The sequence below is a fragment of the Clostridioides sp. ZZV14-6150 genome (assembly GCF_020657875.1).
Classification (GTDB): domain Bacteria; phylum Bacillota; class Clostridia; order Peptostreptococcales; family Peptostreptococcaceae; genus Clostridioides.
The window spans coordinates 239,645-265,912 of the sequence record NZ_JAGWDA010000002.1; the positions used below are offsets into that span (position 1 = coordinate 239,645).

Genomic DNA, 26,268 nt, shown 5'->3' on the forward strand with positions numbered 1-26,268 from the left:
CTTAAGTTTATAATCTTCTTTATATTTAACGTATCTTCTTATTCATTTTCTTTTCTTATTAATGTACCTATCCCACTATCAGTAAATAACTCTGTTATTATAGAATGGGGAACTCTTCCATCTAAAATATGAACTCTATTTACCCCATTATTCAAAGCGTCTACACATCCATGTATTTTAGGTATCATGCCACCAGTAATTATACCTTCATCAAATAGCTTATCAACATCCTCTAGTATAACTTCTGTTATCAATGACTTTTCTTCATCTGGATCTCTTAAAAGACCTGGCACATCAGTAAGAAGTATCAACTTATCTGCATTTAATTCTTTAGCTATAGCTGATGCTGCTGTATCTCCATTTATATTATAAGTCTCTCCATCATCTCCAACTCCAATAGTTGCAATTACTGAAATATATCCTGATTTTAAACAAGATTCTATAAGTTCAACATTTACTTTCTTTATTTCTCCAACAAATCCTAGTTCATAATTTTTATATGGGTCACATAAAATCATATTATTGTCTATCCCACAAAGCCCTACTGCTCTTCCACCTTTTATATGTATCTTATTTACCAAATCTTTATTTACCTTTCCAGCTAAAACCATTTTTACAATTTCCATGGTTTCTTCATCTGTATATCTAAGCCCGTTTACAAATTTACTTTCTATATCTACTTTAGCGAGCATTTTATTGATTTCTGCTCCTCCACCATGTACTAAAACTATATTGATTCCAACATAACTCATAAGTACAAGGTCTTCCATAACAGACTCTTTTAAACCATCTTTTTTCATTGCACTTCCACCATACTTAACTACAATAGTCTTTCCTTGATGCTTTTCTATATATGGTAAAGCTTCTATCAGCGTATTTGCTTTTTCTATATCAATCATTAAGCATTTCCTCCTAATTTCTATAACTTCCATTTATTCTTACATAATCATAACTTAAATCACATCCCCATGCATTTCCCCTAGCATTTCCCATGTTCAAATCTACTAATATACTTATTTCATCATCTTCAAGAATTTTTTTCGCTTTTTCTTCGTTAAAATCTAACCCATTTCCCTGTTTACATACTTCTATATATCCTTTCATGCTTTCAAAAATAATATCTACTTTTTCCATATCTATTTCTTCACCCGCATAACCTAAAGCACACAATATTCTTCCCCAATTTGCATCAGCTCCAAATACAGCTGTCTTTACCAAGGAAGAAGATATAACTGTTTTTGCTAACTTTACTGCATGTTCTTCGCTTAGTGCTCCATTTATATAGCATTCAATTAATTTTGTGCATCCTTCTCCATCTTTAGCAACAAGTTTAGCAAGTTCTATACAAACATATGTAAGTGCACTTAAAAATACTTGATAATGTTCATCTTTTTCATCCATTCTCTCATTTTTCGCTTTTCCATTTGCCAAAATCATTACCATATCATTAGTACTTGTATCTCCATCTACACTAACTCTATTGAAGCTTTTATCAACTGCACTCTTTAGAGCTTCTTTTAAGAGAGCACTATCGATATTTGCATCCGTAGTTATAAATCCCAATGTTGTTGCCATATTAGGATGTATCATTCCTGAGCCTTTTGCCATACCTCCAATAGTTATTTTTTTATCTCCATACATTATTGCTACTGCTATTTCTTTCTTTATAATGTCAGTTGTCATAATCGCTTCTCTTGCTCCAATATGACCTTGTTTACTGAGATTACTCACTAATTCATCCATATTTTTTTCTATTAAATCTATATTTAATGGTTTTCCTATAACACCAGTAGATGCAACCAAAACATCCTCTTCTTTAACATTTAATTTTTCACTAGTAAATTTAGCCATTTTATATGCATTTATAAGACCTTCTTTTCCATTAAATGTGTTAGCATTAGCACTATTCACTATAATCGCTTGTGCTTTTCCATTTTTAATATGCTCCTGTGTTACATAAACTGGATTTCCTTTAACTTTATTTTGAGTAACTACTGCTGCTGCATCACATAAAATATCTGAATAAACTAAAGCTAAGTCCCTCTTTTCTTTATTTTTTCTCAAGCCACAGTGAATTCCTGAAGCAACAAACCCTTCTGGAACTGTAACTCCACCCTTTATAATCTCCATTTTTATCCTCCTACTTATATGAGTTTAGTATTTTTCTATTCCTAAAATGATGGTGCAATATGCTTTAATCCTGTAGTCTCCTCAATTCCAAACATTATATTCATATTTTGTATGGCTTGCCCTGCTGCTCCTTTAATCATATTGTCTATAGTTGAACAGATTATTAATGTATCTTTATTTTCATGTACTGATATTACACATTTATTTGAATATATAACATTTTTTAAAGAGGTTATCTTATCTAATGGGAGTATTTCTACAAAATCTTTATATTCATAATAATCAGTCAATTTTTTATGTATATCACCTATAGATACATTATCTTCTTTTATGCAGTATATAGTTGATAGTATCCCTCTATTTACTGGAATTAGATTTGGTGTAAAAACTACATCTACATTTTCTTTATACGCTTCACTTAGATTTTGTTCTATTTCTGGAGTATGTCTATGTTTTCCTATTTTATATGCAGTTATATTCTCATTAACTTCTGTAAAATGACTACTTGTTGATAACTCTCTACCAGCTCCTGTGAGACCTGATTTAGAGTCAATTATTATATTATTATTTTTTATTAACTTAGAGCTTAATAATGGCATCAGTGGTAAAGAAATACTAGTAGGATAACATCCTGGATTTGCAACTATATCAGCATTTTTTATATCTTCTTTATATATCTCACTTAATCCATATACAGCTTTTTTGTGTAAAATTTTATCTATAAAAGATACCCCATACCATTCACTATATATTTCTTCATCTTTTATTCTGAAATCAGCACCTAAATCTATGACTTTCTTTTTAGATTCGATTGCTTTTATTGCAAATTTTTCACTTACCCCATGTGGAAGAGCAGTAAATACAACATCACACATATCAATGACTTTTTCGTTTTCTATACATACCATACTGTTTTCATAACCTATACTTGGGTATACATCAACTATATTTTTGCCAATGTATGAATTTGAACCTATAGCTGTAACTTCTACTTCTTCATGATTTATTAATAATCTTAGTAATTCTACACCAACATATCCAGATGCTCCAATAATCCCAGCTTTTATTTTACTCATTTTATTCCCTCCGTTTTACAATTATTTTAAGAATATTTTGAATTATTTTTTTAGATTGATATTATTATTTGATAATCATTTGATAATTTATAAATTTAAAACTATCTAACTCACAATAAAAAGCCCCTTAGCATTGATAATGCTAAGAGGCGAATTTCCGCGGTACCACTCTTATTGGTAAAATTATAATTATAATAAATATTCTTATAAATTAAAAAGTATTTGCAAATGTATATTTAAAATTAAAAAAGCCTCTTGGTCAAAGACCAAGAGACGAATATACACCCGCGTTACCACTCTAATTGATAAGATAATCTTACCCACTCTAATCTCTTAAGGCGAGACTCACCAATTACCATACTCCTAGTTCTGGTAACTTCCTCCAAAGCTCTATTCACAATAAAATTCATTACTAGGCTTCCACCATCCCTAGCTCTCTATCAAATCCTTTTATGCTACTTTCTTTTTCATAGGATTTCAATTTCTTTTCTTGTTGTTTTATATAATAATTTATTTTTAGTAGTTTGTCAATATTATTTATAAACTTTTGGAAATTTTTTCTAGATTGTTAATTTCCACCATTTTGTATCTGAGTTACGATATAACTTAAAACCACATCTTAATAAAACACTTTGTGAATCTGTATTGTCTGCATCAGTTTCAGCTATCACAGAAGAAACATTTTGTTGACTTAATCCCCAACTACATATCTTTTTAACAGCTTCTGTCATATATCCTTGTTTTTTATAATCTTCACCTAGGCCATAACCAATCTCAATTTCACCATAAGAATTTGGTACATCTTTAAAATCAGCTAATCCTATAATTGTACGGTTTTCATTTAGCATAATAAACCAAAATGTATAAAACAATATATTTTTTTCATCTTTTTTAGCAATATCTAATTGTCTTTTTACAATATCATAAAAAAACCCAATCATTGGTTCTGCACAATAAATGCAATCCAATTCCTTTTCTAATTCTGCATTATTGGAAGTCCAAAGTTCAAGTTGACGAAGTGATAGTGGAATTAAAGTTAATCTTTTTGTTTTTAATATCATTTTTTCTCCTTTTTAAGAGAAGGACTAAAATTGTTATCAAAGAACTCTTAATCAGACACAACAATAGTCTTTCTATTGATTTTCTTTTTAATATGATAAAACCTCGTCTATTACATGAATTTTCATTTATTAGTTCTATATTTTCTAGCAGGCTATAAATTTTACTACTCAATATCTTTTTTGCGAGTCTTAATTATCATATCATGACTATACTTAGTAGTTTTAAATGTATCTGCAAATGACATTATAATGACACTATTTATAAGTATTAACTCATCATAATGTAGAGTTACTTTTCCACTATAAAAGTCATTCAACTTCTTTATGTCTATATTGGTTAAAATAGATACTATATCCATTGAGAATTCCCTACTATAATTTATTATATTTTTATTCATTAATTTTATTAATACTTTTTATTATTGCTTTATTATTTTTTTCAAAAGGAAGAGGTTTAAAAATATTAACCTCTGCTAAATACTTTTTAGGTGTACTTGAAACTGTCTCAGCCTTACAAATAAATTTATAATTTGTTCCAGCTACAATTTGAGTAGAAACAATAAGTGGCTCATATTCAACACCTAGCAATGTTCCTTTAGTTTCATTAAACACTTTCAAGTCATCTTCGTTTAGCAACCTAATATTTGCCCATCCACCACACAAATTATGTATATCTATTGGATTTTCAACTCTTATATTACTTTTATCAATACTGTAATTATCTTTACTAGTTTCTGAATTTTCTTGTGCATATGCAGTTCCTGTAATTAACATAGATATAACCATTCCAGCAGATATAATTTTTGTGTTAATACTTTTATTCATAATAATTACCCTCTCTTAATATATTTTATTTACATTCCAATATTTAACAAAATTTCATCTACTCAACACTATACCACAATAATCATAATAAATAGTAAATTCATGGGATACCTTAAGTATATAGATTAGAATTTAATAGACATCTAAAATACATTAAATTATAAAATATCACAATTTAAAATTACAATATTTATATCTTATTTTAATTGAGTTTTAAAAACCTTTACTATCTAAAAAATTTTCGATTTTTTTCTCAGAAAATATCTCATTAGTTATAAATTTCCCATTGAAAAAAAGACTATATGTAGTAAATGGCGCAGGAGCATTTTGTGCTTCTTTTGCTGTTTCAAATTTTATAAGATTTACTTCAATACCTCTAGCATTCGCAATTTTTTTCAAAATAGGAGCATATTTTGCAGTATGTGGACACTGATTACTATAATATAAAACTATCCCATTCTCCTTTGGTTTGCTTTGTTTTACACAATCTTTAAAGCATGGAATAGGTACATTATTAGTAAATGGAAAATACAATAGTTCATAACTAGGTTCTGATGTATCTGCCAGATAAAATCCTTTATATTTTAGATACTTAGAATCAGATAAAAAAGGTAGTTTTTTTTCAGATGAAAGTACAACTAGCCCATATTTTCCTTTTGACTTTGCATCATCAATACATTTTTGTAGTAATAAATTAGAATATCCTTGTCCTTTAAATTTTCCAGATACCCAGAAACAATTAATATACATATAATTATTTGCAGTAATAGGACACCATGCATTTTCTGCTGGAATATATTCTATAAAAACTTTACCTCTTTCATCTAACCTTTTAAATACAAGGCCTTTATCAAAATTGCTTTTCATCCAAGATTTTTTAGAAGAAACACAGTTTTCTCCCTTTTTTTCAGTAATTGCACAACATATATGTTCATTGTCAATATTGTTTAAATTTATATCTATAATCTGCATATTGTCTCTCCTTTTCTCTTTACAAAATAGTTTTCATGTATATAGTATATCTTTATTGTACTATTATATATATGACACTTATATGTCATATATATTTTCATTTTAGATTATTTCAAATTTATTTTTATTATTAAATTGTATGTAAAATTAAATAAATTTTTATGTTCTAAGTATATTGTATATAGATTATTTTATTAATCATCTTTAAATTAAAAATTAATAAAATAATTTATATTGAAATAAATATATTTAAGGTATATAATTATAAGAAAATTTTTAATAATAGAGGTGTTGTTTATAATGTATGAAAAGTACCTAATAAGAGAATTAAAAGAGCATGATATTAGAAATGCATTAAATTTAATTTGGAATGTATTTGAAGAATTTGAGTCTCCAGATTATTGTGCTGAGGGAATTGAGTCATTCCATGAATTTATAGAATATAACTCTATTATTGAAAAAGTCAAAGAAAAATCTATTTTCTTTTGGGGCTGTTTTGATTGTGAAAAGTTAATTGGGGTTTTAGCTATCAGAGACCTAAATCATATATGTATGTTATTTGTAGATAAAAATTATCACAAACGTGGTGTTGCAAAAAAATTAATGGCTGTAGGTGTAAAGTATTTTACTGAAAACAAAGATGATTTAACTGAAATAACTGTAAATTCATCACCTTATGCTATTGAATTTTACCATAAATTAGGATTTAAAGATACTAATGTTGAACAGATTGTCAATGGCATACGTTTTACTCCAATGAAGCTATCAATAGCAAACTAATTTAATAAAAAAATATATTAAAAGCAAATCCACTTAAAGTTTTTAAAGTTGATTTGCTTTTAAATTAAATTTTAAAATCACACTATTTCTCTTTAAATTTTTAAGTAATATACTTTAAAAGAATCTACTAACAAAGACATTAATATTTATTTTTTTACTTTTCATTTTCTAATCCAACCTATTAATTAAATCAACTATTTTATCAACAATGTTATCTATAAATAATAAGTATTTTTTAGTATTCCTTTGTTATAACTTATTGATATATATGTAATGTTGAATATTAATTCTATCATTTACATTAATATTTAGTGATATACTTAGTCATACTTTTTATGAACACCTAATAGTACAGTATCAAAAGTGTCAGATAGACCTTTTATAGCTTCTTCTGAATTTAAAAGAGCTTTTCCAAGTTGCAAAGTTGAGTATCCATGAATCACACTCATCAACAAATTTAATACTTCATCTATATTCTTTGTTCTTAAATTACAAGAAAGAATAAGTTTTTCTAATAGCGATTTATAGTCTTCAAATATCTCTGATGTTTCACTGTTTCCATGCCAAATAGCCCATTGAATTGTTTCATAAACCCCAGGATGAGCAATTATAAAGTTAAAATATGCAATACTTACAGATTTTATAGCTGTATCTCCAGAATCACCAATAGCAACTTTCTCCATCTGTTTATTCATTTTCCTCATTCCACTATGAGCAATCTCTCTCAATAAATCATCTAAGCTCTCTATATGATTATACAAAGATGGTGTACGTATACTTAGTTTTTCTGCAACAACTTTTAAAGAAAGCTTGTTAAGCCCATCTTTATCAGCTATATCAGATGCTACCTGTATTACTATATCTCTACTAACACGCATGATTATACCTCTCTCAACTAAAATTAATTACTTTATTAGTTTAACTAATCTAATTAGCTTCGTCAACAATTAAGACTTATAAAACACTTTATATTAAATGCAATGTTGACAATTTAATTTTAGTTTAATATAATACTAATTATATTAGTATTATAACTAATTAAATTAGTATTATAGATAATTAAATTAGAATATTACAGTATAATTTTATAGTTTAATAGATACATAAATAGATACTATATATTAAACTGAGAGGAGATTTTTATGGAAAAGAAATATTTTCAAATTCATGGAATTCCTTCAATTCTTTGGGGAAATTCGTCAAACAAATTGTATATTTACATACACGGACAATGTGGTTATAAAGAAGAAGCCGAAACTTTTGCTAATATTGCTGTTAATCATGGATGGCAGGTTTTAAGTATTGATTTACCTAAACATGGAGAACGTAAAGAAGAAAACATTTCGTTTGACCCATGGAATGTTGTTCCAGAGCTATTAACTATAATGAAATATGCAAAATCTAACTGGAATCAAATTTCATTATATGCAAATAGTATTGGTGCATGGTTTAGTATGTTGAGTTTTGAAAATGAGAATCTGGAAGAGTGTGTTTTTGTATCTCCAATTCTTGATATGAAACAGCTTATCTCTAATATGATGCTTTGGGCAAATGTATCAGAAGAACAACTTAAACATGAACTAATTATTCCAACTTCATTTGGTCATACACTCTCATGGGAATATCTACAATATGTCAAAAAACATCCTATTACTAAATGGAATACTACAACAAGAATACTATATGGTAAACACGATGAACTTACAGAACTAAGTGTGGTAGAGAAATTTACACACCATTTTAATTGCAATTTAACAGTTATAGAAAACGGCGAGCATTGGTTTAATACACAAGAGCAATTAAAAGTATTAAATGAATGGATAAATACTTTGTTTAAGTAAAGATAATCTTATCATTACTGTTTTCATATAAATTAGAGCAATTACTATATCAATTCACTTTATCTTAGTATTATTAAAATAAGCAGGTAAGCAATAAATTAATTATTATAAAAGATACTTTTAAAACTCTTAATCTAGAAAAAAGTATTGTATACTCAAATTAACATAGAAAGAAAAAATAGTGATAGAACATTCTATCACTATTTTTTCTTTCTGTGTTGTATACTTTTAGCTTATTTTTACTAATAAAATCTAATTATCTATAAAATCTAATCTCTTATGTATTATTAATATACTTTACAGCTATAGTATTAATTAAAATTAAATCTAATAAAATCAACCTAAAATATTTTTAATAAACATATTAGTGTATAAATTTATTATATTGTTTTATCATTCTCATCTTTTATTTCAATAACTTTATTGAATAAAATTGATAGAACTAAAGCTAGAAATCCTATTGATAATGAAACAAATGATACTATAACTACAGGTATTATAGTAATTGCATATAAGTATATATCATAACAATAATATAATATTATCACTACAAAGTTGAATATAAAAATTTCACTAAATGCACAGATGGATATTTTTTTTAAGTTTTTAGGTATCTCTTCTGAAAATGGATTATTTATTGCCACTAGCTTACATAATCTTTTTAACATAAATAATGATACAACATACGGAATAGCACATATATATATAGCTATTGACATTATAGTTGGCATATTTGTATTTGTAATTTCCAAACTACTTTTAAAATACGCTGTCAGTGCTAATGGTGTTAAAATAAGTGATAATAAAGTCAAAATTATTCCAACTAGCACAATATTATTCAATATTTTAGAACTTATATTCTTTTTCATATAAACTTACCACCTTAATATTCTTATTTATATACATTTTATAATATTTTTATATTCTATGTCAATAATTTATTATTGAAAAACAATAAATTATATATTATAATCAATAATATACATTATATTAAGGAGATGATATTTAATGATTACAAGACTTTTTAACAAGATTCTATCAGTATTTTTATACTTTATACTAGTAATTTTAAGTGTATCTGGTATACTATTCATGTGTATGATACCTATGTTTTTATATGATTTTAACTTTGAAAAATTATTTATTTTAGTTGTTAGAATAATGTATTTTTCTAACTATTTCATAGTTATCTTATGCTTAACTTTTATAATTAATAGTACTAAATACTCACCTTTCATGCTTGAAAATGTAAAGAGATTTAAAATAATGGGATATTGCTTATTGATAAATACTATAATTGAATGTATCAATGGTTATAGTTTGAATACCAGTAATATAAGAGTTTTTGGAGCTGATAGTGGAGGAATTTCACCACTTATGGTCATCTCTTTTATATTTGCACTAATGTGTTTTGTAATTGCTGAAACATTTAATAAAGCTATAAAAATAAAAGAAGATAATGATTTAACGATATAGAGGTGATATTATGGCAATTATAGTTAATCTAGATGTAATGATGGCAAAAAGAAAAATATCACTTAAAGATTTGGCTGAAAAAATAGATATTACAAATGCTAATTTATCAATTTTAAAAACTGGTAAAGCAAAAGCTATTAGATTTACCACTCTAAATGAAATTTGTAAAGCTTTAGATTGCCAACCAGGTGATATACTTGAATATGTAGAAGATGATGATGATTAAGAAAAGAGTGTCTAAAACACTCTTTTTGATTATCACCTATAGTCTTTACTATTTTGCTGGAACATTTAGACATGTTGCCAAATCTTTTTCAGGTGTACTAATAGGTATTAAATTAAATGTATCAACTAAATATTGTAGTACATTTGGACTTATAAATGCTAGTAAACTTGGCCCTAAATAAATATTTTTTATATCTAGTGATAATGATGCTAATAAATCTGCTACAGATTTTTGCTCATACCATGATAATATTATTGAAAGAGGAAGACTATTCACATCTGTATCAAATGCATTAGCTAAAGCTAAAGCTATTCTTACTGCTGAATAAGCATCATTACATTGACCAACATCTAGCAACCTAGGAAACCCAGCTACTTCTCCAAAGTTTAACTTATTAAATCTATATTTTCCGCATGCAAGTGTTAAAATTATACAATCTTTAGGAACTTGTTTAGCAAACTCGGTATAGTAATTTCTTCCTGGTCTTGCCATGCTCCTCCAAAGTTACCTACTAAATGAGTATATTTATTTAATTCTGGATATCCATGACAAGGAATCATTTCTCCATGAGTATATATATTTATCCCTTTTCCTTCTGTTTGTTTAAGTAACATTTCTAAATCTTTTAAATCATGTCCTGAAACTATTATAAAAGGTCCTTTTTTTATCTTTACATTTACCTTATGAGGTTCTGGGTTTTTATAAATGGTAGTATTAGGTTCATCTAATTTTTGCATTACAGCAACACTCATATCACCTGTCTTAAGAGTTAATGTTATTAAGTTCTCTAAAGAAATATCATCATCTGTAATTGCTGATAGTGCTCTAAAATAAAATTCATCTACTTGATTATTATAATATACAAGCTCTCTAGCCTGATGCCCATAAGCACTTATTCCTTTTAATCCATAAAGTATTGTCATTCTTAGTGAATGTATATCAGGGTTTAAACTTTCATCAAACATTATTCCAGCTCTTTTAGCATATTCATTATTTACAAAATGTATATACTATTATAAGTATTCTTTATAATGAAAGTAAGTAAATTTAAGGGGGACTCCTAAATTATTCAGCCAGTTGCCAAAAAGATATTTTCTTTTTGTTTTTATGAAAGTTTTTTAGGGGGATAATAATATATGTTTAGAGATAAAATGGGTAGATGTACACATATGTTAACTGCTTATATTGGCAGTTCATATGATTATTGTGATTTTATAGATACACAGTTAGATGATTTTATACTAGAGTATGGAGAAAATGTGGTAGAATCCTGCTTGCATCAAGTTATGGTATTGGTAAGTAAGTATAATTAGATAGGCTTTATTTTCTAGAAAACCCTTTTTAGTTTTATCTACTTTTATATTAATACAAAGCTCTTAAATATATTTTTAAGATTAATAATAACCAAAAATGTTAACTAAAAAATATAATTGAATAGACATTTCTATTAATCTATGATACAATAGTATTTGTAGTAATACACAATTAAATCAAGTATATCTTGATATAGGTTAATAGGAGTATTTTTAAATGAATAATGGAATAGTGAAATGGTTTAATAATGAAAAAGGATTTGGATTTATATCAATAGAAGGTGGAGATGATGTATTTGCTCATTTCTCAGCTATACAAACTTCAGGATTTAAATCATTAGAAGAAGGTCAACAAGTAAGCTTTGATATAGTTAAAGGCGCTAGAGGTCCTCAAGCAGAAAATATAACTATATTATAATATATAGATTTTTCGGGAAAGACTCTTTTGAGGGTCTTTTTTTATTGATAATTTAAGCAAAATCTTATTTAAATAAAAAAACTGACTGCCAGTTAAATGTCAGTCAGTTTTTTTATAGAATTTTTACTCAAACACTGCTAGATTTGAGACTTTTAATAATTAATCCTACTTATTAATATACAAGCTTTACTCATATACAGAATATCTCTTCCAGATTTGCTCTAAGTCATCGAAGTGCTGTTTAATATCTTCTTTTTCTTTCATTCCAACAGATATAGCAAGAGCATTTGAAATACTAAGTGCTGGAACTAGTGAATCTACAAATGAAGCCATATTACTCTTAACCAAAAGAGTATTGTCTGCAAGTGCTGCCACTGGTGCAAATAAACTATCTGTTAATGAAATTACATGTGCTCCTTTTTCCTTAGCATAATTGACAATTTGATAAGATTTTTTTGAATAACGTGGGAAACTAATTGCAACTATAACATCTTCTTCGTTTATTCTTACAATCTGTTCAAAAGCATCTCCCATATCCATTCTAATTATATGGACATTATCAAGTATTATATCTAAGTAAAAACCTAGGTATTGAGCTACTACAAAAGAGCTTCTCATACCAAGTATATATATTTTTCTTGCCTTTAAAAGTTTATTCGAAGCTTCTTTAAATGCTTTTTCATCAATTTCTTCTAATGTTGATCTTATATTATCTATATCACTCTTTAAAACTTTGTTCAATATTGCAAAATCATCGGAATAATCATGTGCCATTTCAACTCTTTGTACTGTAGTTAATTTATTTTTTATGAGTTCTTGAAGTGCAGCTTGTAATTTTGGATACCCACTATAGCCTAGAGCATTTGCAAATCTTACAACAGTAGATTCACTTACTCCTACAGTTTCACCTAATTTGCATGCAGTCATGAATGCAACCTTATCATAATTATTTAAAATATATTGTGCTATAAGTTTTTGACCCTTACTTAACCTCGTATATTGAGATTGTATATTTGATATCAAATGTTTACTATCTTTCATTTCATTTGTTTCTTCCATTTTTTTCTCCTTTTAGTTATCTAAACTATTTTCTTTTTATGACTACTACTATTTTTTCTAAAAATTTTATTATTTTAGTTTTTATCTCAGATTCTTAAACTCATAAAATTCTAACTTTTCTGTACCTTATACTTCACATAGTATTTTCGATTAAATTTATTATACCATTTTTCCTTGCATTTTTTAAGATTTGTTCAATATTTCTTTTAAAATTTTCAATTTTTACTCATTTAAAAGTTAAATATTTTATTCTGCATATTTAAGCATATCTCTTACTTCGAAAGCAAATTATCATATGCTTATTATTTAAAGTATTTTTAAAAGGTTACAATATATATATTAACTCTTAATAGAATCTTGTCAAGTTTTTTTTAGTGTTTATTGTGATTTTTTCTTTTCAATTAAAATCAATTGTGGTGGGTTATTGACTTGATTTAAAAATTTAGATTCTAAAACATTAAATTCATCTTGATTTAAATTATTTACAAAATTATATATACTATCTTTTTCTTCTTGACCTCCATCATGTCCTGTATATATAGCAATACTTATTATTCCATTTTCTTTTAATATTTCTAAGCTAGACTTTATAGCTTTTAAAGTTGTATCTGGTTTAGTTATAATTAGATGTTTTGCTCTTGGAAGATATCCTAAATTAAATAAAACACATGAAACTTCTTCTTTTACATATTTATTTATATTTTCATGACCATCAAGTATTAATTTTACTCTATCTATATATCCTTCTTTTTCTAATTTTTTTCTTGTAGATTCTATAGCTTCTTCTTGTATATCAAATGCATATACAAAGCCTTCTTCTCCAACCTTTTCAGCCAAATACTTTGTATCATAACCATTTCCCATGGTAGCATCTATTACTATATCACCTTTATTAATAATATTTTCTAAATAAAATTTATTTATATCTGTAATTTTAGTTAAATGTTTTGCATATGCCATAATATCATTTCTCCCTGCTATTAACTTCATTTCATTTTCATGCTATTTTATTGATTTTAAATATTTTATTTCGTCTTCCGTTAAATATCTATATTCGCCAATTTTTATATCTTTTAATACTATTTTCCCTACAGAAATTCTTCTTAGGTTTAAAACTGGATGATTTATAGCTTTACACATTTTTCTTACTTGTCTATTTCTTCCTTCATGTATTGTTATTTCGCATACTGAATAATTCTTTTCTTTATTTTCTTTAGTTACTCTAATTTTAGCAGGTGCCGTTGTGTAATCTTCTATTTTTAGTCCTTTTTCAAAACTTCTTATTTCATCCTTATTTATAATTCCTTTTACACTTGCCACATAAGTTTTATTAATTTCATGTTTTGGATGAGTAAGTTTATATGTTAAATCTCCATCATTAGTAAGTATCAAAAGCCCACTTGTTTCATAATCTAACCTTCCTATTGGATATACTCTTTCCTTTACATCTTTTAATATATCTATTACACTTGGTCTATTAAACTGATCTTTTACAGTAGTTATATAACCTTCTGGCTTATTCAATACTATATAGACATAATTTTCGCTTGGCTTTACTGCTTTATTATCAAATTCTACTATATCTTTTTCTTCATCAATATTAAAAGATAGTTCTTTTACTATATTTCCATTTACCTTTATTCTTCCTTCAAGAATGATTTCTTCTGCTTTTCTTCTAGATGCAATTCCACAAGAAGCTATATATTTATTAATTCTCATACATAATCCTTTCTTATCTTAAATTATATGTTATTTAATATTTTTATCAATGTTAATTTTGTTACATTATTATACTATACTAGACCTTAATTAAAAACAAGCCAAAAAATTATTTAATTTTCCTAAATAATTGTAATTTCTTTTCACATACTATTAATATGTAATAGCTGATTAAACACTATTTTAAGGAAGTGATTATTATTTCAAAAGAAACTGTAAAATATTATTTAATAGTCGTGTTTATTGGAATTTTATTTTTTAAATTTATTAATACTCCAGCAGATTTTATATCTAGCATTGAAGGATTATTAAGCTTTTTTAGTCCATTTTTACTAGCGATTTTACTTGCTTTGCTTTTAAATCCTCTTGTAATGCTTTTTGAAATAAAATTTAAAACACATAGGCTTTTATCCATTTTTTTATCTTATATATTGATAGGTATTATTTTAGCTTTTGGTATTAGATTGCTAATTCCTTCAATAGCCAATACATTAAATAGATTGATAAATGAAATGCCTATTTACACTGATTATATAAATAATTTTATAGAAAAAAATATGTCAAACATAGATTTTTTAAAAGCTCTAATTCCTCATATACAACATAGCTTAGATAATGCATTAAAAGAAGCTAGTAATTTTATTAGTAGAATTCCTAAAAACTTTTTAATCTATACACTTAGCATATCATCTATGCTATTTAGTATGGTAATGGGCTTTATATTATCTATATATATTATATATGATAAGGAAAAAATTGCATTAGGATTTAAAAGATTACTATATTCTTCTACTACTAGAAACAAAGCTGATGACATTATAGAATTTTTTAGAACTACCCATGATATTTTTTATGATTATTTAATTGGTAGAATTTTAGACTCTCTTATTATTGGTATAATTGCATTTATAGGATTTCAATTTATCATTCGAATAGAAAATGCTTTATTTTTAGCTTCAATAATATTTTTAGCAAATATAATACCTTATCTAGGCCCATTTATTGGAGCTATACCTCCAGTAGCTATGACAATTTTATACAGTCCACAAAAAACCATATGGGTTATCGTATTTATATTTATATTACAACAACTAGATGGAAATTTCATAGAACCAAAGGTTATGGGCAATCAAGTTGGAATAGGAGCTATATGGATAATTTCTGCGATTTTAATAGGACAGTCTCTTTTTGGTTTTATAGGTGTTTTTCTTTCAGTACCTGTAGCTGCTGTTGTAAAAACTTCTATTGATAAATATATTGACAAGAGATTGCAATAATTTCTGTCTTTTATAATTTTAAAAATTAATTATTATCTATTACATTACTATAAAAAAATGAAATTAACTCTTGGCAAAGAATATATGCTAAGAGTTAATTTCATTTACTGATACAAAGTTTTAATTGTTTATATGTAATACTTTACATTTACTGATTATTTGAGTTCTGAGAATTTCCACCACTATCTGACCCTCCGCTATTTTCTGATGAAGGTGGAGTTGGTGTCGGTGTTGGATTGCTTGTATTTGGTTTTTCTTGATTTTGAGAAGAATCATTGTTAGTTACATCTTTGTTATTATTTGAAGTTGTATTTTTGTTTTTGGAATTAGATTTATTATTTTTACTCTTTTCACTATAGGAAGATTTCTTTGCTTCTGATTCCACTCTATACCTATCTTCTCCAGCTGTATCTTTTGCCTTTTTCTTTCTTTCTTCCTCTGCTTCATTCTGTTCTTTTTCTAATTTAGTCAATTCCTCTTTCTTTTTAGATGCTTCATTTTTAATAACAGAGGACCCGTTTTTGATTTTCTCTATAAGCTTAAGTTCTTTAATTGCATCCTCATAATTTGTATCTTTTTCAAATTCATCTACATTTAACATTCTCATAGATTGCATATACATAGCTCTTGCATTTTCATTAGCGCTATCTTCTTCTAATGCAGAGGATAATGCTTCCATAGCTTTTTTATAATCATGTTTCTCTAAATATATTTTTCCTTGTTCAGTTGAACTTATTTCATCTTTTTTATTAAATGAACATCCTACAAGAAATATAGATAATATCGATATCAATAAAATTACTCTTCCTCTCATTAAATCCCTCCTTGTCATATACTTTAAATTTTATCATAATCGGGAAGTTTTTAAAATATTTTATATTTATTACAAGAAAATTGTTAATAAAACAGAAAATAAGTAGATATAACTTGAATAACTATAACAAACTAAAAATTAGTTTAAATCTATAGATATATCATGTAATCTACTTATTTTAAAATTTAATATTTAATTCTTATTCTATATTTCTAAAGATAATAAGTCTTCATAACTTTGTCTTTTACAAATTATCTTGGCATCTCCATCAAATACTGACACTACTGCTGCTCTTGGTATTTTATTATAATTTGAAGACATTGAATATCCATATGCACCTGTTGATGTTGTTATAAGTACATCTCCACTTTTTATATCCATTATATCTATATCTCCAATTAATATATCTCCGCTTTCACAACATTTGCCTGCTATTGTTACATGATTCATAGTTTCATGGTTAATCTTATTTACAATACTGCATTCATAATTAGCTTGATATAGTGAAGGTCTTACATTGTCTGTCATACCTCCATCTACACTTACATAAACTCTAACATCTTTTATATCTTTTATTGAACCTACTGTATACAATGTACTTCCTGCATTTGCAACTATTGATCTTCCTGGTTCTATTACCAATGTAGGTACTTCTATTCCAAGTTCTTTACAGGAATTTTCTGCTTTAGTGATTATAGTTTCGCAGAATTCTCTTATAGTTTTAGGTTTATCACCTTTACTATAATAAACACCTACACCCCCGCCTAAGTCAATTTCTGTCAACTGTATATTAAATTTTTCTTTTATTTCTTTTACCAAGTTCATCATTATATCTACTGTATCTATGTATGGTTCTACATCAAATATTTGTGAACCTATATGAGCATGAAGACCTACCAATTTAATATTTGTATAATCATTCAATTTTTCTATTGCTCTAAACAAATCTCCATTTACTAAAGCAAAACCGAATTTAGAATCTATTTGACCTGTTTTTATATAATCGTGTGTATGAGCTTCTATGCCAGGTGTTATTCTAAAATATATTTCTTGAGTTTTCCCCTTCTCTTCACATAATTTTTCAATTAAATCTAACTCATAGAAATTATCTACTACAAACTTACCTACTCCCAAATCTAATCCCATATTTATTTCTTCTTCAGTTTTATTGTTTCCATGAAAGAAAACTTTTTCCATAGGAAAATTTGATTTATAAGCTGTATATAGTTCCCCTCCTGAAACTACATCCAAACACATGTCTTCTTCATTTATAAGATTACACATATAGAGAGGTAAAAATGCCTTACCTGCATAAGCAACTTTATTTTTTCCATCTTTAGCTTTAAAATATTTTATATATTCTCTACAATTTTGTCTTACTAAGTCTTCGTCAAATACATATAATGGAGTTTGATATTTTTTACTAAGCTCTAGACAGCTTACCCCTCCAATATATAATTCGTTGTCTTTTACAGTCATAGTTCCATGAAGTTTCATAATATCCTCCCTAAGTTTTATATATTAAATACTTCTGCTATTTTCTCAATAGCTACTTGTTTATCATCAGAATTTATGGCACAAGTTATACGAATTTCTGATGTAGTTATAAGTTTTACCATTATACCATTTTCATTAAATATCTTAAATACTTTAGCAGCAACTCCAGAAGTGTTTTTCATACCAAGACCTACTAAAGAGAATTTAGTGATGTTATTATCAATTACTACATGTTCTTCATTTGTATATTTAGATACTATCTTTTTGCACTCTCCTAATTCTTCTTTTGGAACTGTAAATGACACACTTATTTTATCTAAAATAGGTGCAGTTTGACTTATCATATCTACACTTATTCCCATAGTTGCTATATCTTCAAATAAACTAGATATATTTTCTACCTTAAAGTCTTTTATTGTTATAGAGCTATCATCATCACTGGTAGCTAATCCTGTTATTACTTTATCCTCTAATTTCATGTCTTTTCCCCCTCTTATATATGTTCCTTTTACTGTACCACATGTACGTCCAACATAAATTTCAACACCATATTTTTGTGCAAGCTCTATACTTCTTGAATGCATTACTTGTGCTCCTAAACTTGCTAATTCAAGCATCTCTTCATATTCAATCTCATCAAGTTTACTTGCCTTTGAATATTTTCTTGGGTCTGTAAAATAAATTCCATCAACATCTGTATATATCTCACATTTACCATTTAGTTTAACTGCAAGAGCTACAGCAGATGTGTCTGAACCACCTCTTCCAAGAGTAGTTACATCACCATCTTCATTGATTCCTTGAAATCCAGTTACTATTACAACATTCCCTTCATCTAAACTATTCTTTATTCTATTTACATTTATATCGTCAATTTGAGATTTTCCATGAAGTCCACTTGTTTTTATATTTAATTGATAAGCATTATAGCTTATAGCTTTACAACCAAGTGCATTTAATGCTATTGATAATAAAGAGGCTGAAATCATTTCTCCAGTAGACATTAGAGCATCTAACTCTCTTTTACTAGGTTCATTACTCAATTCTTTTGCCAAGTTTATATATTCATCTGTTGATTTTCCCATAGCAGATACAACTATTACCATTTGTGGATTTTCTTTTCTTCTTTCTATTATATTTTCTGCAATTGACTTTATTTTGTCAGTATCTGCAACTGAACTTCCTCCATATTTTTGGACAATTATACTCATGCCTTTTCCCCCTCAAGCTAAATTTTGATAAATAAAAACGCCCAAAGGTATACTTTGGACGTGTGAACTTCATAGACCAAGTAACCTTGTAGCTCACCACTTTAAAAGTGACAGCCTTATGCATATTCTGCATAAGTCCAGAAAACTTGTTTGTCAACAACTTTTCTTCGGCTATAGACCCTTTCATCAATCATCAACACTTACCAGCTACTATTGATTACTCTTGAATATAGCTACCTCTACCCTAGGCTCATTATTATTAATTAATTTATTAATATAGTTTTATCATATTCTATATAATATTGCAACATTTTTTTTACAAAATGTGGCAAATCAAAAAATTTATTTTCTAAAAATATCTTATATACAATTAAATAGTTTATTTAATCCTAAATCTATAAAATTTATACTATACTCATTATCTTCTCTCTCTAAGTCATTTAATTCAGATAAATTATCTGGTGTAACCACCAAAATATTTGGTACTCTAAAAAATGGAATTGTAGATTTATCTATCTTTCTAGAGAGATTCTCATATTTAGAAACATCTATTTCATTATTTAGATCAACATCTACTAAGACCTGCTTTATATTGCCAAATTGATCTGTATATTCAATAAATAAATCATATTTCACATCATCTACACTAACATTTCGGTAAAATCTTTTTACATCACAACCTGCAGTATTAATTCTAACAACTAGTTCTGACCCTACTAGAGCCTTTATTAAATCATCTCCCTTAAAAAGCTTACTACCATTCAAATAGTAAACATATGAGAGGTCCTTATAGTTACGATAATCTACATCACATGGATATTTTTTTAGTGTATACTCACTACACATTTTTCTCAATGTTTTTTTGAAATTTTTTTTATTGTATCTTTTTTGGTCTCCATAAATCTTTCTAAATTGAGCTTCTGTAACACATCTAACCCTGCTAATTAAAAGCAATATCTCTTTTTCCATATTCGTCATAGTACATTCTCCTTGAAGTATTATTTGCAAAGTTGTACTAATATTATATTAAATTTATGACATTAAATTTACAAAGAATTAAAATAAAATAGCTAGTTTTTATAGAATTTATTTCTATAAAAACTAGCTATTAATGCACTAAACAATATCTACAATTTTTTTACTAAGTTACATATTGCTTTGACTTTCAGAATCTTGTGAATTTGTATCTTCATTAGTTCCTGTTTCTTGTTTTGCTTTTTTATCATCAAAATTTGCAATGTTTAAGTTATCAAATTCTGACATTTCAATTACACTAGATTCTTCTTTTGAATATGATATTTTGACTTTGTCTCCAACTTGAGTCAATGGTAATTCGCTAGATACTTTTGAGGTAGCTTTAAATATTATCTCCTTATTAGAATCTAAAGTCACATAATAATTAGTATTTCCTCCTCGCACATCAGGACTTATTCTAGTTACTACACCTTCTATAACTTCATCTTTCATATCATTATCAAGTTTTAAGTCATTGCCTTTAGATTCTAATGAATCTTTATAATTTCTTAAAGCTTCATTTTTATCTTCTCCTATACCAAGTACATTATAATCTTCAACAGATACAAAGGCTACTCTCTTTACAAGACCAGCTTTATCTTTTAAAGATGATACATATGTTGGTTGACCTAATATATTGTACATTACAGGGAATGTAGCTTCATAATTCTTTTCTTGAACATTACCTTCAGCTGATTTCATCGCAGCTGTCTCAGTTGCTCCTGGCTGCTTATACAGTCTAGCTTCTTTAGTTCTAGAGTCAACAAGCATAAATCCAATTGTAGATTCATCTCCACCAGAAGATGTTATACCTGTATACCAATATGACCTATTATCATTTCCATAGACTAGCGATGTCCCTTCTGTTGGCACTAGTACTCCTTTTTCTGATATAACAGAATTTAAAAATCCATTGACATAAACACCCCAGTCTTGAATTTGGTCTGTTACAAATTTTTGTGGTTGTATTCTATCTACCCATTTAGGTGTATTTTTAACATTATAGACATTTATTTTTCCAGTTTCTGCATCAACAGTAGCTATGCCTGTGGCATTTGCTCCTCCATAACCAATTTTATGTTCATATAAACTTACAACCCAATAAGGTCTTCCTTCATCATTTATTTCAAGCGTAAAATCTGTCATACCAACATTTACAATACCATGTATGTATAAATGTCTTTGTAAATCTTGATGTAAATAAGCTTCTGGTTGATATATTATTTTTATTGGTTTTCCATCTATTTCTTGAACTAGTTGAACATCTTGAGGATTACTTGCTGACACCTTCACATATCCACTTGTACCACTTAAAGATGTCACCCATTTAATTATATCTCTATGCACAAGAGGTGCTACCCAGTACAACTCTCCATCCACATTTTGTATATGAAACTTTCCTAATTTTGATACACTACCTATAGCTGGAACTTCTCCAAGTTTTTTATCACCTAATTTCATGGCCATGTCTTCATCTACAAGACGAATGTCATTTACGCTGACAGGACTCATATCATCACTAAATTTACTCTCAGTCACCTTTCCTAATAAGTCTTTATAGGCTTTTGCATGAAGTACAGGTGTAGAAGCTATAAAAGGTACAACTACGACATACACAAGTAAAGCTATTGCTATTGAAAAATTATATTTAGCAAGTTTAGATGTTCTTTCATTTCTATCTAGCATCATATCTAATATTCCTGCTACAACAAAAAATATTATTCCTAATGAAAATAAAGATGTGAAATCTAGTCTAAGTACAGGTAATTTAATAAATGCATAAATTACTACAATTATGAGTGAAACTCCATATGTTTTAAGATATCGTTTCATTTAATACTCCTCTCTATAAAATATTATTATTACTATTATATCCATATATTTACAAAAAATAAATATTTATCATATTTATTATGTATTAAGATATCTTTATACTTTTATTCCACTGTTTATTTATTTCTATTCGATATATATATCAGTAAAATATTATAATCGTGCAAATAACGACAGAAAATCAAAAACTGAAGAAAGTGTTCTAACTAAGATTTACGAATTCTTAATCCTCTCGAAGTTAAACTACCATCTTCAGCCTAATTATTTAGCAATATTTTTATATGATAAATTTTAAAATAAATTTTTTATATGTTTGCCATTTTGGATACATAAGAATGCTGTCTAGAATTATATTCTGACAATAGACCTTCATACTCTAAAGTTAAACCATTTAAATTATAAAAATCATTTGGTGTTACTTCAAAGGCTTCTTTATTCAAAATATCTATTTCACTTTTTTCTAACATATCAGCAACAAAGTTTGAACATACATATTTATATTCAACTTTTCTGTGAATATTCATAGACAAATATATCAATGCCATTATATCATAATAGTAATCTTCTCTATAATCACTAATCAATTTTATATTTTTAAATAGATTTTCATATTGTAAATTATCTACTTCTAATGAATATACTCTACATACAGTGTTTTTTCTTATAGCATATAAGCCTTGATTTATATTTTCTTCAACAAAACCTCCAATAAATGGATTTCTTGGATTTAATCTCCCAAAAGAATACATTGGCTTTAAATTTTCATTTAATGATATTGACACATGTGTATACAGTTTTTTACTTATATTTCTTATTAAATAAGATAATACAGTTCCTGTATATGTTGTTACAATATAAATTTTATTCATCATTTCCCCCCAATCTAGTAATCTAGTAATTAAATAATATTATACACTTACAACTTAATGTCATAAAATATTCTAACATAATAAAGGCTATTTTACAAATTTTGATTTTAAAGTGCTTTAATATTATATAAAATATAATAAAAATATAAATATAAATTTTCTATATTTTTAACCAACAGATGTTTTCTTTAAATTAATCAAATGATTTAGTATATCCTGAGCTTTTCCAGAATCCTTCAGATAACCTAATGCCCCATTTATTTGTGATTTTAAATCTATTTCTACTTCCATATCCAAATCAACATTTCCTTTTTTTATAGATATATTTTTAAGTGTTACTGGATAAAGATAACTTTTCTCTAAAGTAATTTTATTTCCATTAACCTCAAATGGAACCTTTTTATTGTAATTACTTAGTATTTTTTCTAGCATTTTATCACTTATTTTAAATTTTCCAATCATTACATTTTCAAGACTTACAACCAAATCTTCATTTTTTAAAGTGGGTTTTAGTTCAAGCTCATATTGGCTATTGATTAGACCAAAGACCTTATATGGACCTGCCACTTTTATTTTTCCATCCTTCATCTCAACAAAATTATTTTCAAATTCTTTAATTCCGTGTTTATTCATTAATGTATATATTAGGTTTCTAAACTCTTCTTCTGAAACAGATACTTTTCCAACCATTCTAAGTGGATTTTTTACTATTTCCATAGCGTTTATATATGAACCTTTTGATAAATACTCTTCGTCTATGATTTTATTATTTTGTGAACTAACATCATATCTCTCTTTTGGTGTTAGTGTGTATACAACAATACCTGTTAACACTAAAATAATAACAATTAAACTTAATATAATCTTTGCAACCTTTCCCATCATAGTCTCCTTTACAAATCTGTCAACAGATTTAAAATAAATTTAGATAACTAACTTCACATAATATTCTTAACAATATACATATTATAATACAGTCTTTTAAAGATTAATTCAACTAATCTGCTTTTTTGTAAATAAACTGTAAAAAAACATGTTTTTAGTATAAAAGTTAATATTTTGCATAATACTCTTAATTACACCTTTATTTTTTTCTAATCTTGGATTAAAATTAATATTATGCAATACAGTGTAGTGTTCTGTATTATAAGCAAATTAAATAGGAGGTATAAAAATATGTCAAATGAAACGAACTCATCTAACTTTATAAAAAATATTATTATAAATGACCTAGAAACAGGAAAACATGACAATATAATAACTCGTTTTCCACCTGAACCAAACGGATATTTACATATTGGTCATGCAAAAAGTATATGTCTTAACTTTGGACTAGCTAAAGAATTTAATGGAAAGGCTAATTTAAGATTTGATGATACAAATCCATTAAAAGAAGATGTTGAATATGTAGAATCCATAAAAGAAGATGTTAAGTGGTTAGGATTTGATTGGAATGAATTAAATTTTGCATCTAACTATTTTGATGAAATGTACAAAAGAGCTTTAATCCTAATAAAAAAAGGTAAAGCTTATGTATGTGAATTAACACAAGAAGAAATGAGAGAGTATCGTGGTACTCTTACTGAACCTGGTAAAGAAAGCCCTTATAGAAATAGAACTATTGAAGAAAACCTAGATTTATTTGAAAGAATGAAAAATGGTGAATTTAAAGATGGAGAAAAAACATTAAGAGCTAAAATAGATATGTCTTCTCCAAATATAAACCTTAGAGACCCAATTATATACAGAATAGCTCATTCAACACATCATAATACAGGAGATAAATGGTGTATATATCCTATGTATGCTTTTGCCCATCCAATTGAAGATGCAATTGAAGGAATAACTCACTCTATATGTACTTTGGAGTTTGAAGACCAAAGACCTCTTTATGACTGGTTTGTCAGAGAATGTGAAATGGAAAATGTACCTAGACAAATAGAATTTGCTAGACTTAACATAAACAATACTGTTATGAGTAAAAGAAAATTAAAACAACTTGTAGATGAAGGTATTGTTGATGGTTGGGATGACCCTCGTGTTCCTACTATATCTGGGATTAGACGTAAGGGATATACTGCTGAAGCTTTACGTAATTTTTGTAGTGAAATAGGAGTATCAAAAGTTAACTCTACAGTAGACAGTCAAATGCTTGATTATTTCCTAAGAGAAAACTTACAACCAAAGGCTCCACTTGCTATGGGAGTTTTAAGACCTTTAAAATTAGTTATAACTAACTACCCAGAAGATAAGGTTGAAATGCTTGAAATAGAAAACAATGCTAAGGATGAATCTCAAGGTAAAAGATTAGTTCCTTTTTCTAGAGAATTATATATAGAACAAGATGATTTTATGGAAGAACCTATTAAAAAATATTTCAGATTTTTCCCAGGAAATGAAGTTCGTTTAAAAGGAGCTTATTTCGTAAAATGTACTGATGTAATTAAAGATGAAAATGGAAATGTAGTTGAAATACATGGTACCTATGACCCTGAGACTAAAAGTGGTTCTGGATTTACAGGTCGTAAAGTAAAATCTACAATACATTGGGTTGATGCTAAATCAGCTATACCATGTGAATTTAGATTATTTGAGCCATTGATTCTTGATGATTTACCTGAAAATGAAGGAAAGCATTTCTTAGAACAAATAAATCCTAATTCATTAGAAATATTACAAGGTTTTGTTGAGCCTACACAAGTAAAAGATGCTAAACCTTTTGATAAATTCCAATTTGTTAGAAATGGGTTCTTTAGTATAGATAATAAGTATACAACTAAGGAAAAACTTGTGTTTAATAGAATAGTTCCTTTAAAAAGTTCTTTTAAACCTGCTAAATAATTTTTATAACTAAAAA

Annotated in this window: 29 protein-coding genes, 1 riboswitch and 1 other annotated feature; of the genes, 8 read left to right on the forward strand and 21 right to left on the reverse strand. The window is 27.0% G+C overall.

Annotation, left to right across the window (positions count from 1 at the left end; translation table 11 throughout):
* Positions 1-38: 38 nt before the first annotated feature.
* From argB to KGF41_RS03635, 7 genes are all read right to left on the reverse strand, one after another.
* Positions 39-899 carry an acetylglutamate kinase gene (gene argB, locus KGF41_RS03605; RefSeq protein ID WP_227827953.1) on the reverse strand — a complete coding sequence of 287 codons (861 nt, stop codon included), beginning with the start codon at positions 897-899 and terminating at the stop codon, positions 39-41.
* 13 nt (positions 900-912) lie between these two features.
* Entirely contained in the window at positions 913-2,130 is a 1,218-nt protein-coding gene (gene argJ, locus KGF41_RS03610) for a bifunctional glutamate N-acetyltransferase/amino-acid acetyltransferase ArgJ (RefSeq protein WP_227850329.1), read from the reverse strand.
* Positions 2,131-2,171: 41 nt separating this feature from the next.
* Positions 2,172-3,206 carry an N-acetyl-gamma-glutamyl-phosphate reductase gene (gene argC / locus KGF41_RS03615; RefSeq protein ID WP_227856363.1) on the reverse strand — a complete coding sequence of 345 codons (1,035 nt, stop codon included), beginning with the start codon at positions 3,204-3,206 and terminating at the stop codon, positions 2,172-2,174.
* Positions 3,207-3,472: 266 nt separating this feature from the next.
* Positions 3,473-3,686: a binding site (T-box leader), on the reverse strand.
* Between the two features lie 80 nt (positions 3,687-3,766).
* Positions 3,767-4,267 carry a GNAT family N-acetyltransferase gene (locus KGF41_RS03620; RefSeq protein WP_227827950.1) on the reverse strand — a complete coding sequence of 167 codons (501 nt, stop codon included), beginning with the start codon at positions 4,265-4,267 and terminating at the stop codon, positions 3,767-3,769.
* A gap of 164 nt (positions 4,268-4,431) precedes the next feature.
* Positions 4,432-4,626 carry a hypothetical protein gene (locus KGF41_RS03625; protein WP_227841097.1) on the reverse strand — a complete coding sequence of 65 codons (195 nt, stop codon included), beginning with the start codon at positions 4,624-4,626 and terminating at the stop codon, positions 4,432-4,434.
* A gap of 31 nt (positions 4,627-4,657) precedes the next feature.
* Positions 4,658-5,092, reverse strand: coding sequence for a hypothetical protein (locus KGF41_RS03630; protein ID WP_227841611.1), 435 nt, complete (start codon positions 5,090-5,092; stop codon positions 4,658-4,660).
* Positions 5,093-5,305: 213 nt separating this feature from the next.
* Entirely contained in the window at positions 5,306-6,064 is a 759-nt protein-coding gene (locus tag KGF41_RS03635) for an N-acetyltransferase (protein ID WP_227827947.1), read from the reverse strand.
* A 300-nt stretch (positions 6,065-6,364) separates the two neighbouring features.
* On the opposite strand from KGF41_RS03635, the gene KGF41_RS03640 reads away from it, so the two are divergent.
* Positions 6,365-6,844 carry a GNAT family N-acetyltransferase gene (locus tag KGF41_RS03640; RefSeq protein ID WP_227827946.1) on the forward strand — a complete coding sequence of 160 codons (480 nt, stop codon included), beginning with the start codon at positions 6,365-6,367 and terminating at the stop codon, positions 6,842-6,844.
* Between the two features lie 320 nt (positions 6,845-7,164).
* Here the strand turns inward: KGF41_RS03640 and KGF41_RS03645 are convergent, their stop codons facing one another.
* The gene (locus tag KGF41_RS03645) at positions 7,165-7,722 is read right to left on the reverse strand and encodes a TetR/AcrR family transcriptional regulator (protein ID WP_227856364.1); all 558 of its coding nucleotides are present in this window, start codon (positions 7,720-7,722) and stop codon (positions 7,165-7,167) included.
* A gap of 264 nt (positions 7,723-7,986) precedes the next feature.
* Here KGF41_RS03645 and KGF41_RS03650 point away from each other — a divergent pair, with 264 nt between their 5' ends.
* Entirely contained in the window at positions 7,987-8,685 is a 699-nt protein-coding gene (locus tag KGF41_RS03650) for an alpha/beta hydrolase (protein ID WP_227827944.1), read from the forward strand.
* A 380-nt stretch (positions 8,686-9,065) separates the two neighbouring features.
* On the opposite strand, the gene KGF41_RS03655 is transcribed toward KGF41_RS03650, so the two are convergent.
* A complete protein-coding gene (locus KGF41_RS03655; protein ID WP_227840546.1) occupies positions 9,066-9,554 on the reverse strand; it encodes a DUF2975 domain-containing protein in 489 nt (162 codons plus the stop codon).
* Between the two features lie 139 nt (positions 9,555-9,693).
* Between KGF41_RS03655 and KGF41_RS03660 the strand changes: the two genes are divergently transcribed.
* Complete coding sequence (locus KGF41_RS03660) at positions 9,694-10,161, forward strand: DUF2975 domain-containing protein (RefSeq protein ID WP_227841609.1); 468 nt, start codon at positions 9,694-9,696, stop codon at positions 10,159-10,161.
* Between the two features lie 10 nt (positions 10,162-10,171).
* Positions 10,172-10,387, forward strand: coding sequence for a helix-turn-helix domain-containing protein (locus tag KGF41_RS03665; protein ID WP_227827941.1), 216 nt, complete (start codon positions 10,172-10,174; stop codon positions 10,385-10,387).
* A gap of 48 nt (positions 10,388-10,435) precedes the next feature.
* Here the strand turns inward: KGF41_RS03665 and KGF41_RS21090 are convergent, their stop codons facing one another.
* Together KGF41_RS21090 and KGF41_RS21095 are read right to left on the reverse strand one after the other, a co-directional pair.
* Positions 10,436-10,879 (reverse strand): hypothetical protein, encoded by a 444-nt coding sequence (locus KGF41_RS21090; RefSeq protein WP_413840396.1) that lies wholly within the window; start codon positions 10,877-10,879, stop codon positions 10,436-10,438.
* Positions 10,816-11,352, reverse strand: coding sequence for a hypothetical protein (locus KGF41_RS21095; protein ID WP_413840398.1), 537 nt, complete (start codon positions 11,350-11,352; stop codon positions 10,816-10,818). Before KGF41_RS21095 ends, KGF41_RS21090 begins: the two co-directional genes overlap by 64 nt.
* 171 nt (positions 11,353-11,523) lie before the next feature.
* On the opposite strand from KGF41_RS21095, the gene KGF41_RS03675 reads away from it, so the two are divergent.
* Positions 11,524-11,700 (forward strand): hypothetical protein, encoded by a 177-nt coding sequence (locus KGF41_RS03675; RefSeq protein WP_227827940.1) that lies wholly within the window; start codon positions 11,524-11,526, stop codon positions 11,698-11,700.
* Positions 11,701-11,917: 217 nt separating this feature from the next.
* On the forward strand, positions 11,918-12,118 hold the full coding sequence (locus KGF41_RS03680; RefSeq protein ID WP_021384215.1) for a cold-shock protein: 201 nt from the start codon (positions 11,918-11,920) through the stop codon (positions 12,116-12,118).
* A 186-nt stretch (positions 12,119-12,304) separates the two neighbouring features.
* On the opposite strand, the gene KGF41_RS03685 is transcribed toward KGF41_RS03680, so the two are convergent.
* The 3 genes from KGF41_RS03685 to KGF41_RS03695 all read right to left on the reverse strand — a co-directional run bounded on the left by KGF41_RS03685 (position 12,305) and on the right by KGF41_RS03695 (position 14,896).
* On the reverse strand, positions 12,305-13,177 hold the full coding sequence (locus tag KGF41_RS03685; protein ID WP_227435034.1) for a MurR/RpiR family transcriptional regulator: 873 nt from the start codon (positions 13,175-13,177) through the stop codon (positions 12,305-12,307).
* Positions 13,178-13,555: 378 nt separating this feature from the next.
* Positions 13,556-14,137 carry a tRNA (mnm(5)s(2)U34)-methyltransferase gene (locus tag KGF41_RS03690; protein WP_227856365.1) on the reverse strand — a complete coding sequence of 194 codons (582 nt, stop codon included), beginning with the start codon at positions 14,135-14,137 and terminating at the stop codon, positions 13,556-13,558.
* A gap of 42 nt (positions 14,138-14,179) precedes the next feature.
* The gene (locus KGF41_RS03695) at positions 14,180-14,896 is read right to left on the reverse strand and encodes a pseudouridine synthase (RefSeq protein ID WP_227827938.1); all 717 of its coding nucleotides are present in this window, start codon (positions 14,894-14,896) and stop codon (positions 14,180-14,182) included.
* Between the two features lie 191 nt (positions 14,897-15,087).
* On the opposite strand from KGF41_RS03695, the gene KGF41_RS03700 reads away from it, so the two are divergent.
* Positions 15,088-16,173 (forward strand): AI-2E family transporter, encoded by a 1,086-nt coding sequence (locus KGF41_RS03700; RefSeq protein WP_227827937.1) that lies wholly within the window; start codon positions 15,088-15,090, stop codon positions 16,171-16,173.
* A gap of 148 nt (positions 16,174-16,321) precedes the next feature.
* Here the strand turns inward: KGF41_RS03700 and KGF41_RS03705 are convergent, their stop codons facing one another.
* The 7 genes from KGF41_RS03705 to KGF41_RS03735 form a co-directional block, all read right to left on the reverse strand.
* Positions 16,322-16,987, reverse strand: coding sequence for a hypothetical protein (locus KGF41_RS03705; protein WP_227840542.1), 666 nt, complete (start codon positions 16,985-16,987; stop codon positions 16,322-16,324).
* Between the two features lie 204 nt (positions 16,988-17,191).
* The gene (gene lysA / locus KGF41_RS03710; RefSeq protein ID WP_227827935.1) at positions 17,192-18,484 is read right to left on the reverse strand and encodes a diaminopimelate decarboxylase; all 1,293 of its coding nucleotides are present in this window, start codon (positions 18,482-18,484) and stop codon (positions 17,192-17,194) included.
* Positions 18,485-18,501: 17 nt separating this feature from the next.
* Positions 18,502-19,695 carry an aspartate kinase gene (locus tag KGF41_RS03715; protein WP_227840541.1) on the reverse strand — a complete coding sequence of 398 codons (1,194 nt, stop codon included), beginning with the start codon at positions 19,693-19,695 and terminating at the stop codon, positions 18,502-18,504.
* Positions 19,696-19,776: 81 nt separating this feature from the next.
* A riboswitch (Lysine riboswitch) is annotated at positions 19,777-19,945 on the reverse strand.
* Positions 19,946-20,055: 110 nt separating this feature from the next.
* Entirely contained in the window at positions 20,056-20,673 is a 618-nt protein-coding gene (locus KGF41_RS03720; RefSeq protein ID WP_227827933.1) for a hypothetical protein, read from the reverse strand.
* Between the two features lie 168 nt (positions 20,674-20,841).
* Positions 20,842-22,542: a hypothetical protein gene (locus KGF41_RS03725; RefSeq protein WP_227841605.1), complete on the reverse strand. Its 1,701-nt coding sequence runs from the start codon at positions 22,540-22,542 to the stop codon at positions 20,842-20,844.
* A gap of 305 nt (positions 22,543-22,847) precedes the next feature.
* A complete protein-coding gene (locus KGF41_RS03730) occupies positions 22,848-23,411 on the reverse strand; it encodes a hypothetical protein (protein WP_227827931.1) in 564 nt (187 codons plus the stop codon).
* A 168-nt stretch (positions 23,412-23,579) separates the two neighbouring features.
* A complete protein-coding gene (locus tag KGF41_RS03735; RefSeq protein ID WP_227841604.1) occupies positions 23,580-24,293 on the reverse strand; it encodes a DUF2140 domain-containing protein in 714 nt (237 codons plus the stop codon).
* Between the two features lie 294 nt (positions 24,294-24,587).
* On the opposite strand from KGF41_RS03735, the gene KGF41_RS03740 reads away from it, so the two are divergent.
* Positions 24,588-26,252: a glutamine--tRNA ligase/YqeY domain fusion protein gene (locus KGF41_RS03740; protein WP_227827929.1), complete on the forward strand. Its 1,665-nt coding sequence runs from the start codon at positions 24,588-24,590 to the stop codon at positions 26,250-26,252.
* The last annotated feature ends 16 nt before the right edge of the window (positions 26,253-26,268 follow it).

Coding starts and splice junctions, on each gene's coding strand:
- argB (WP_227827953.1), bottom strand. CDS start 899: ATGATTGATATAGAAAAAGCAAATACGCTGATAGAAGCTTTACCATAT.
- argJ (WP_227850329.1), bottom strand. CDS start 2,130: ATGGAGATTATAAAGGGTGGAGTTACAGTTCCAGAAGGGTTTGTTGCT.
- argC (WP_227856363.1), bottom strand. CDS start 3,206: ATGAGTAAAATAAAAGCTGGGATTATTGGAGCATCTGGATATGTTGGT.
- KGF41_RS03620 (WP_227827950.1), bottom strand. CDS start 4,267: ATGATATTAAAAACAAAAAGATTAACTTTAATTCCACTATCACTTCGT.
- KGF41_RS03625 (WP_227841097.1), bottom strand. CDS start 4,626: ATGGATATAGTATCTATTTTAACCAATATAGACATAAAGAAGTTGAAT.
- KGF41_RS03630 (WP_227841611.1), bottom strand. CDS start 5,092: ATGAATAAAAGTATTAACACAAAAATTATATCTGCTGGAATGGTTATA.
- KGF41_RS03635 (WP_227827947.1), bottom strand. CDS start 6,064: ATGCAGATTATAGATATAAATTTAAACAATATTGACAATGAACATATA.
- KGF41_RS03640 (WP_227827946.1), top strand. CDS start 6,365: ATGTATGAAAAGTACCTAATAAGAGAATTAAAAGAGCATGATATTAGA.
- KGF41_RS03645 (WP_227856364.1), bottom strand. CDS start 7,722: ATGCGTGTTAGTAGAGATATAGTAATACAGGTAGCATCTGATATAGCT.
- KGF41_RS03650 (WP_227827944.1), top strand. CDS start 7,987: ATGGAAAAGAAATATTTTCAAATTCATGGAATTCCTTCAATTCTTTGG.
- KGF41_RS03655 (WP_227840546.1), bottom strand. CDS start 9,554: ATGAAAAAGAATATAAGTTCTAAAATATTGAATAATATTGTGCTAGTT.
- KGF41_RS03660 (WP_227841609.1), top strand. CDS start 9,694: ATGATTACAAGACTTTTTAACAAGATTCTATCAGTATTTTTATACTTT.
- KGF41_RS03665 (WP_227827941.1), top strand. CDS start 10,172: ATGGCAATTATAGTTAATCTAGATGTAATGATGGCAAAAAGAAAAATA.
- KGF41_RS21090 (WP_413840396.1), bottom strand. CDS start 10,879: ATGGCAAGACCAGGAAGAAATTACTATACCGAGTTTGCTAAACAAGTT.
- KGF41_RS21095 (WP_413840398.1), bottom strand. CDS start 11,352: ATGTTTGATGAAAGTTTAAACCCTGATATACATTCACTAAGAATGACA.
- KGF41_RS03675 (WP_227827940.1), top strand. CDS start 11,524: ATGTTTAGAGATAAAATGGGTAGATGTACACATATGTTAACTGCTTAT.
- KGF41_RS03680 (WP_021384215.1), top strand. CDS start 11,918: ATGAATAATGGAATAGTGAAATGGTTTAATAATGAAAAAGGATTTGGA.
- KGF41_RS03685 (WP_227435034.1), bottom strand. CDS start 13,177: ATGGAAGAAACAAATGAAATGAAAGATAGTAAACATTTGATATCAAAT.
- KGF41_RS03690 (WP_227856365.1), bottom strand. CDS start 14,137: ATGGCATATGCAAAACATTTAACTAAAATTACAGATATAAATAAATTT.
- KGF41_RS03695 (WP_227827938.1), bottom strand. CDS start 14,896: ATGAGAATTAATAAATATATAGCTTCTTGTGGAATTGCATCTAGAAGA.
- KGF41_RS03705 (WP_227840542.1), bottom strand. CDS start 16,987: ATGAGAGGAAGAGTAATTTTATTGATATCGATATTATCTATATTTCTT.
- lysA (WP_227827935.1), bottom strand. CDS start 18,484: ATGAAACTTCATGGAACTATGACTGTAAAAGACAACGAATTATATATT.
- KGF41_RS03715 (WP_227840541.1), bottom strand. CDS start 19,695: ATGAGTATAATTGTCCAAAAATATGGAGGAAGTTCAGTTGCAGATACT.
- KGF41_RS03720 (WP_227827933.1), bottom strand. CDS start 20,673: ATGACGAATATGGAAAAAGAGATATTGCTTTTAATTAGCAGGGTTAGA.
- KGF41_RS03725 (WP_227841605.1), bottom strand. CDS start 22,542: ATGAAACGATATCTTAAAACATATGGAGTTTCACTCATAATTGTAGTA.
- KGF41_RS03730 (WP_227827931.1), bottom strand. CDS start 23,411: ATGAATAAAATTTATATTGTAACAACATATACAGGAACTGTATTATCT.
- KGF41_RS03735 (WP_227841604.1), bottom strand. CDS start 24,293: ATGGGAAAGGTTGCAAAGATTATATTAAGTTTAATTGTTATTATTTTA.
- KGF41_RS03740 (WP_227827929.1), top strand. CDS start 24,588: ATGTCAAATGAAACGAACTCATCTAACTTTATAAAAAATATTATTATA.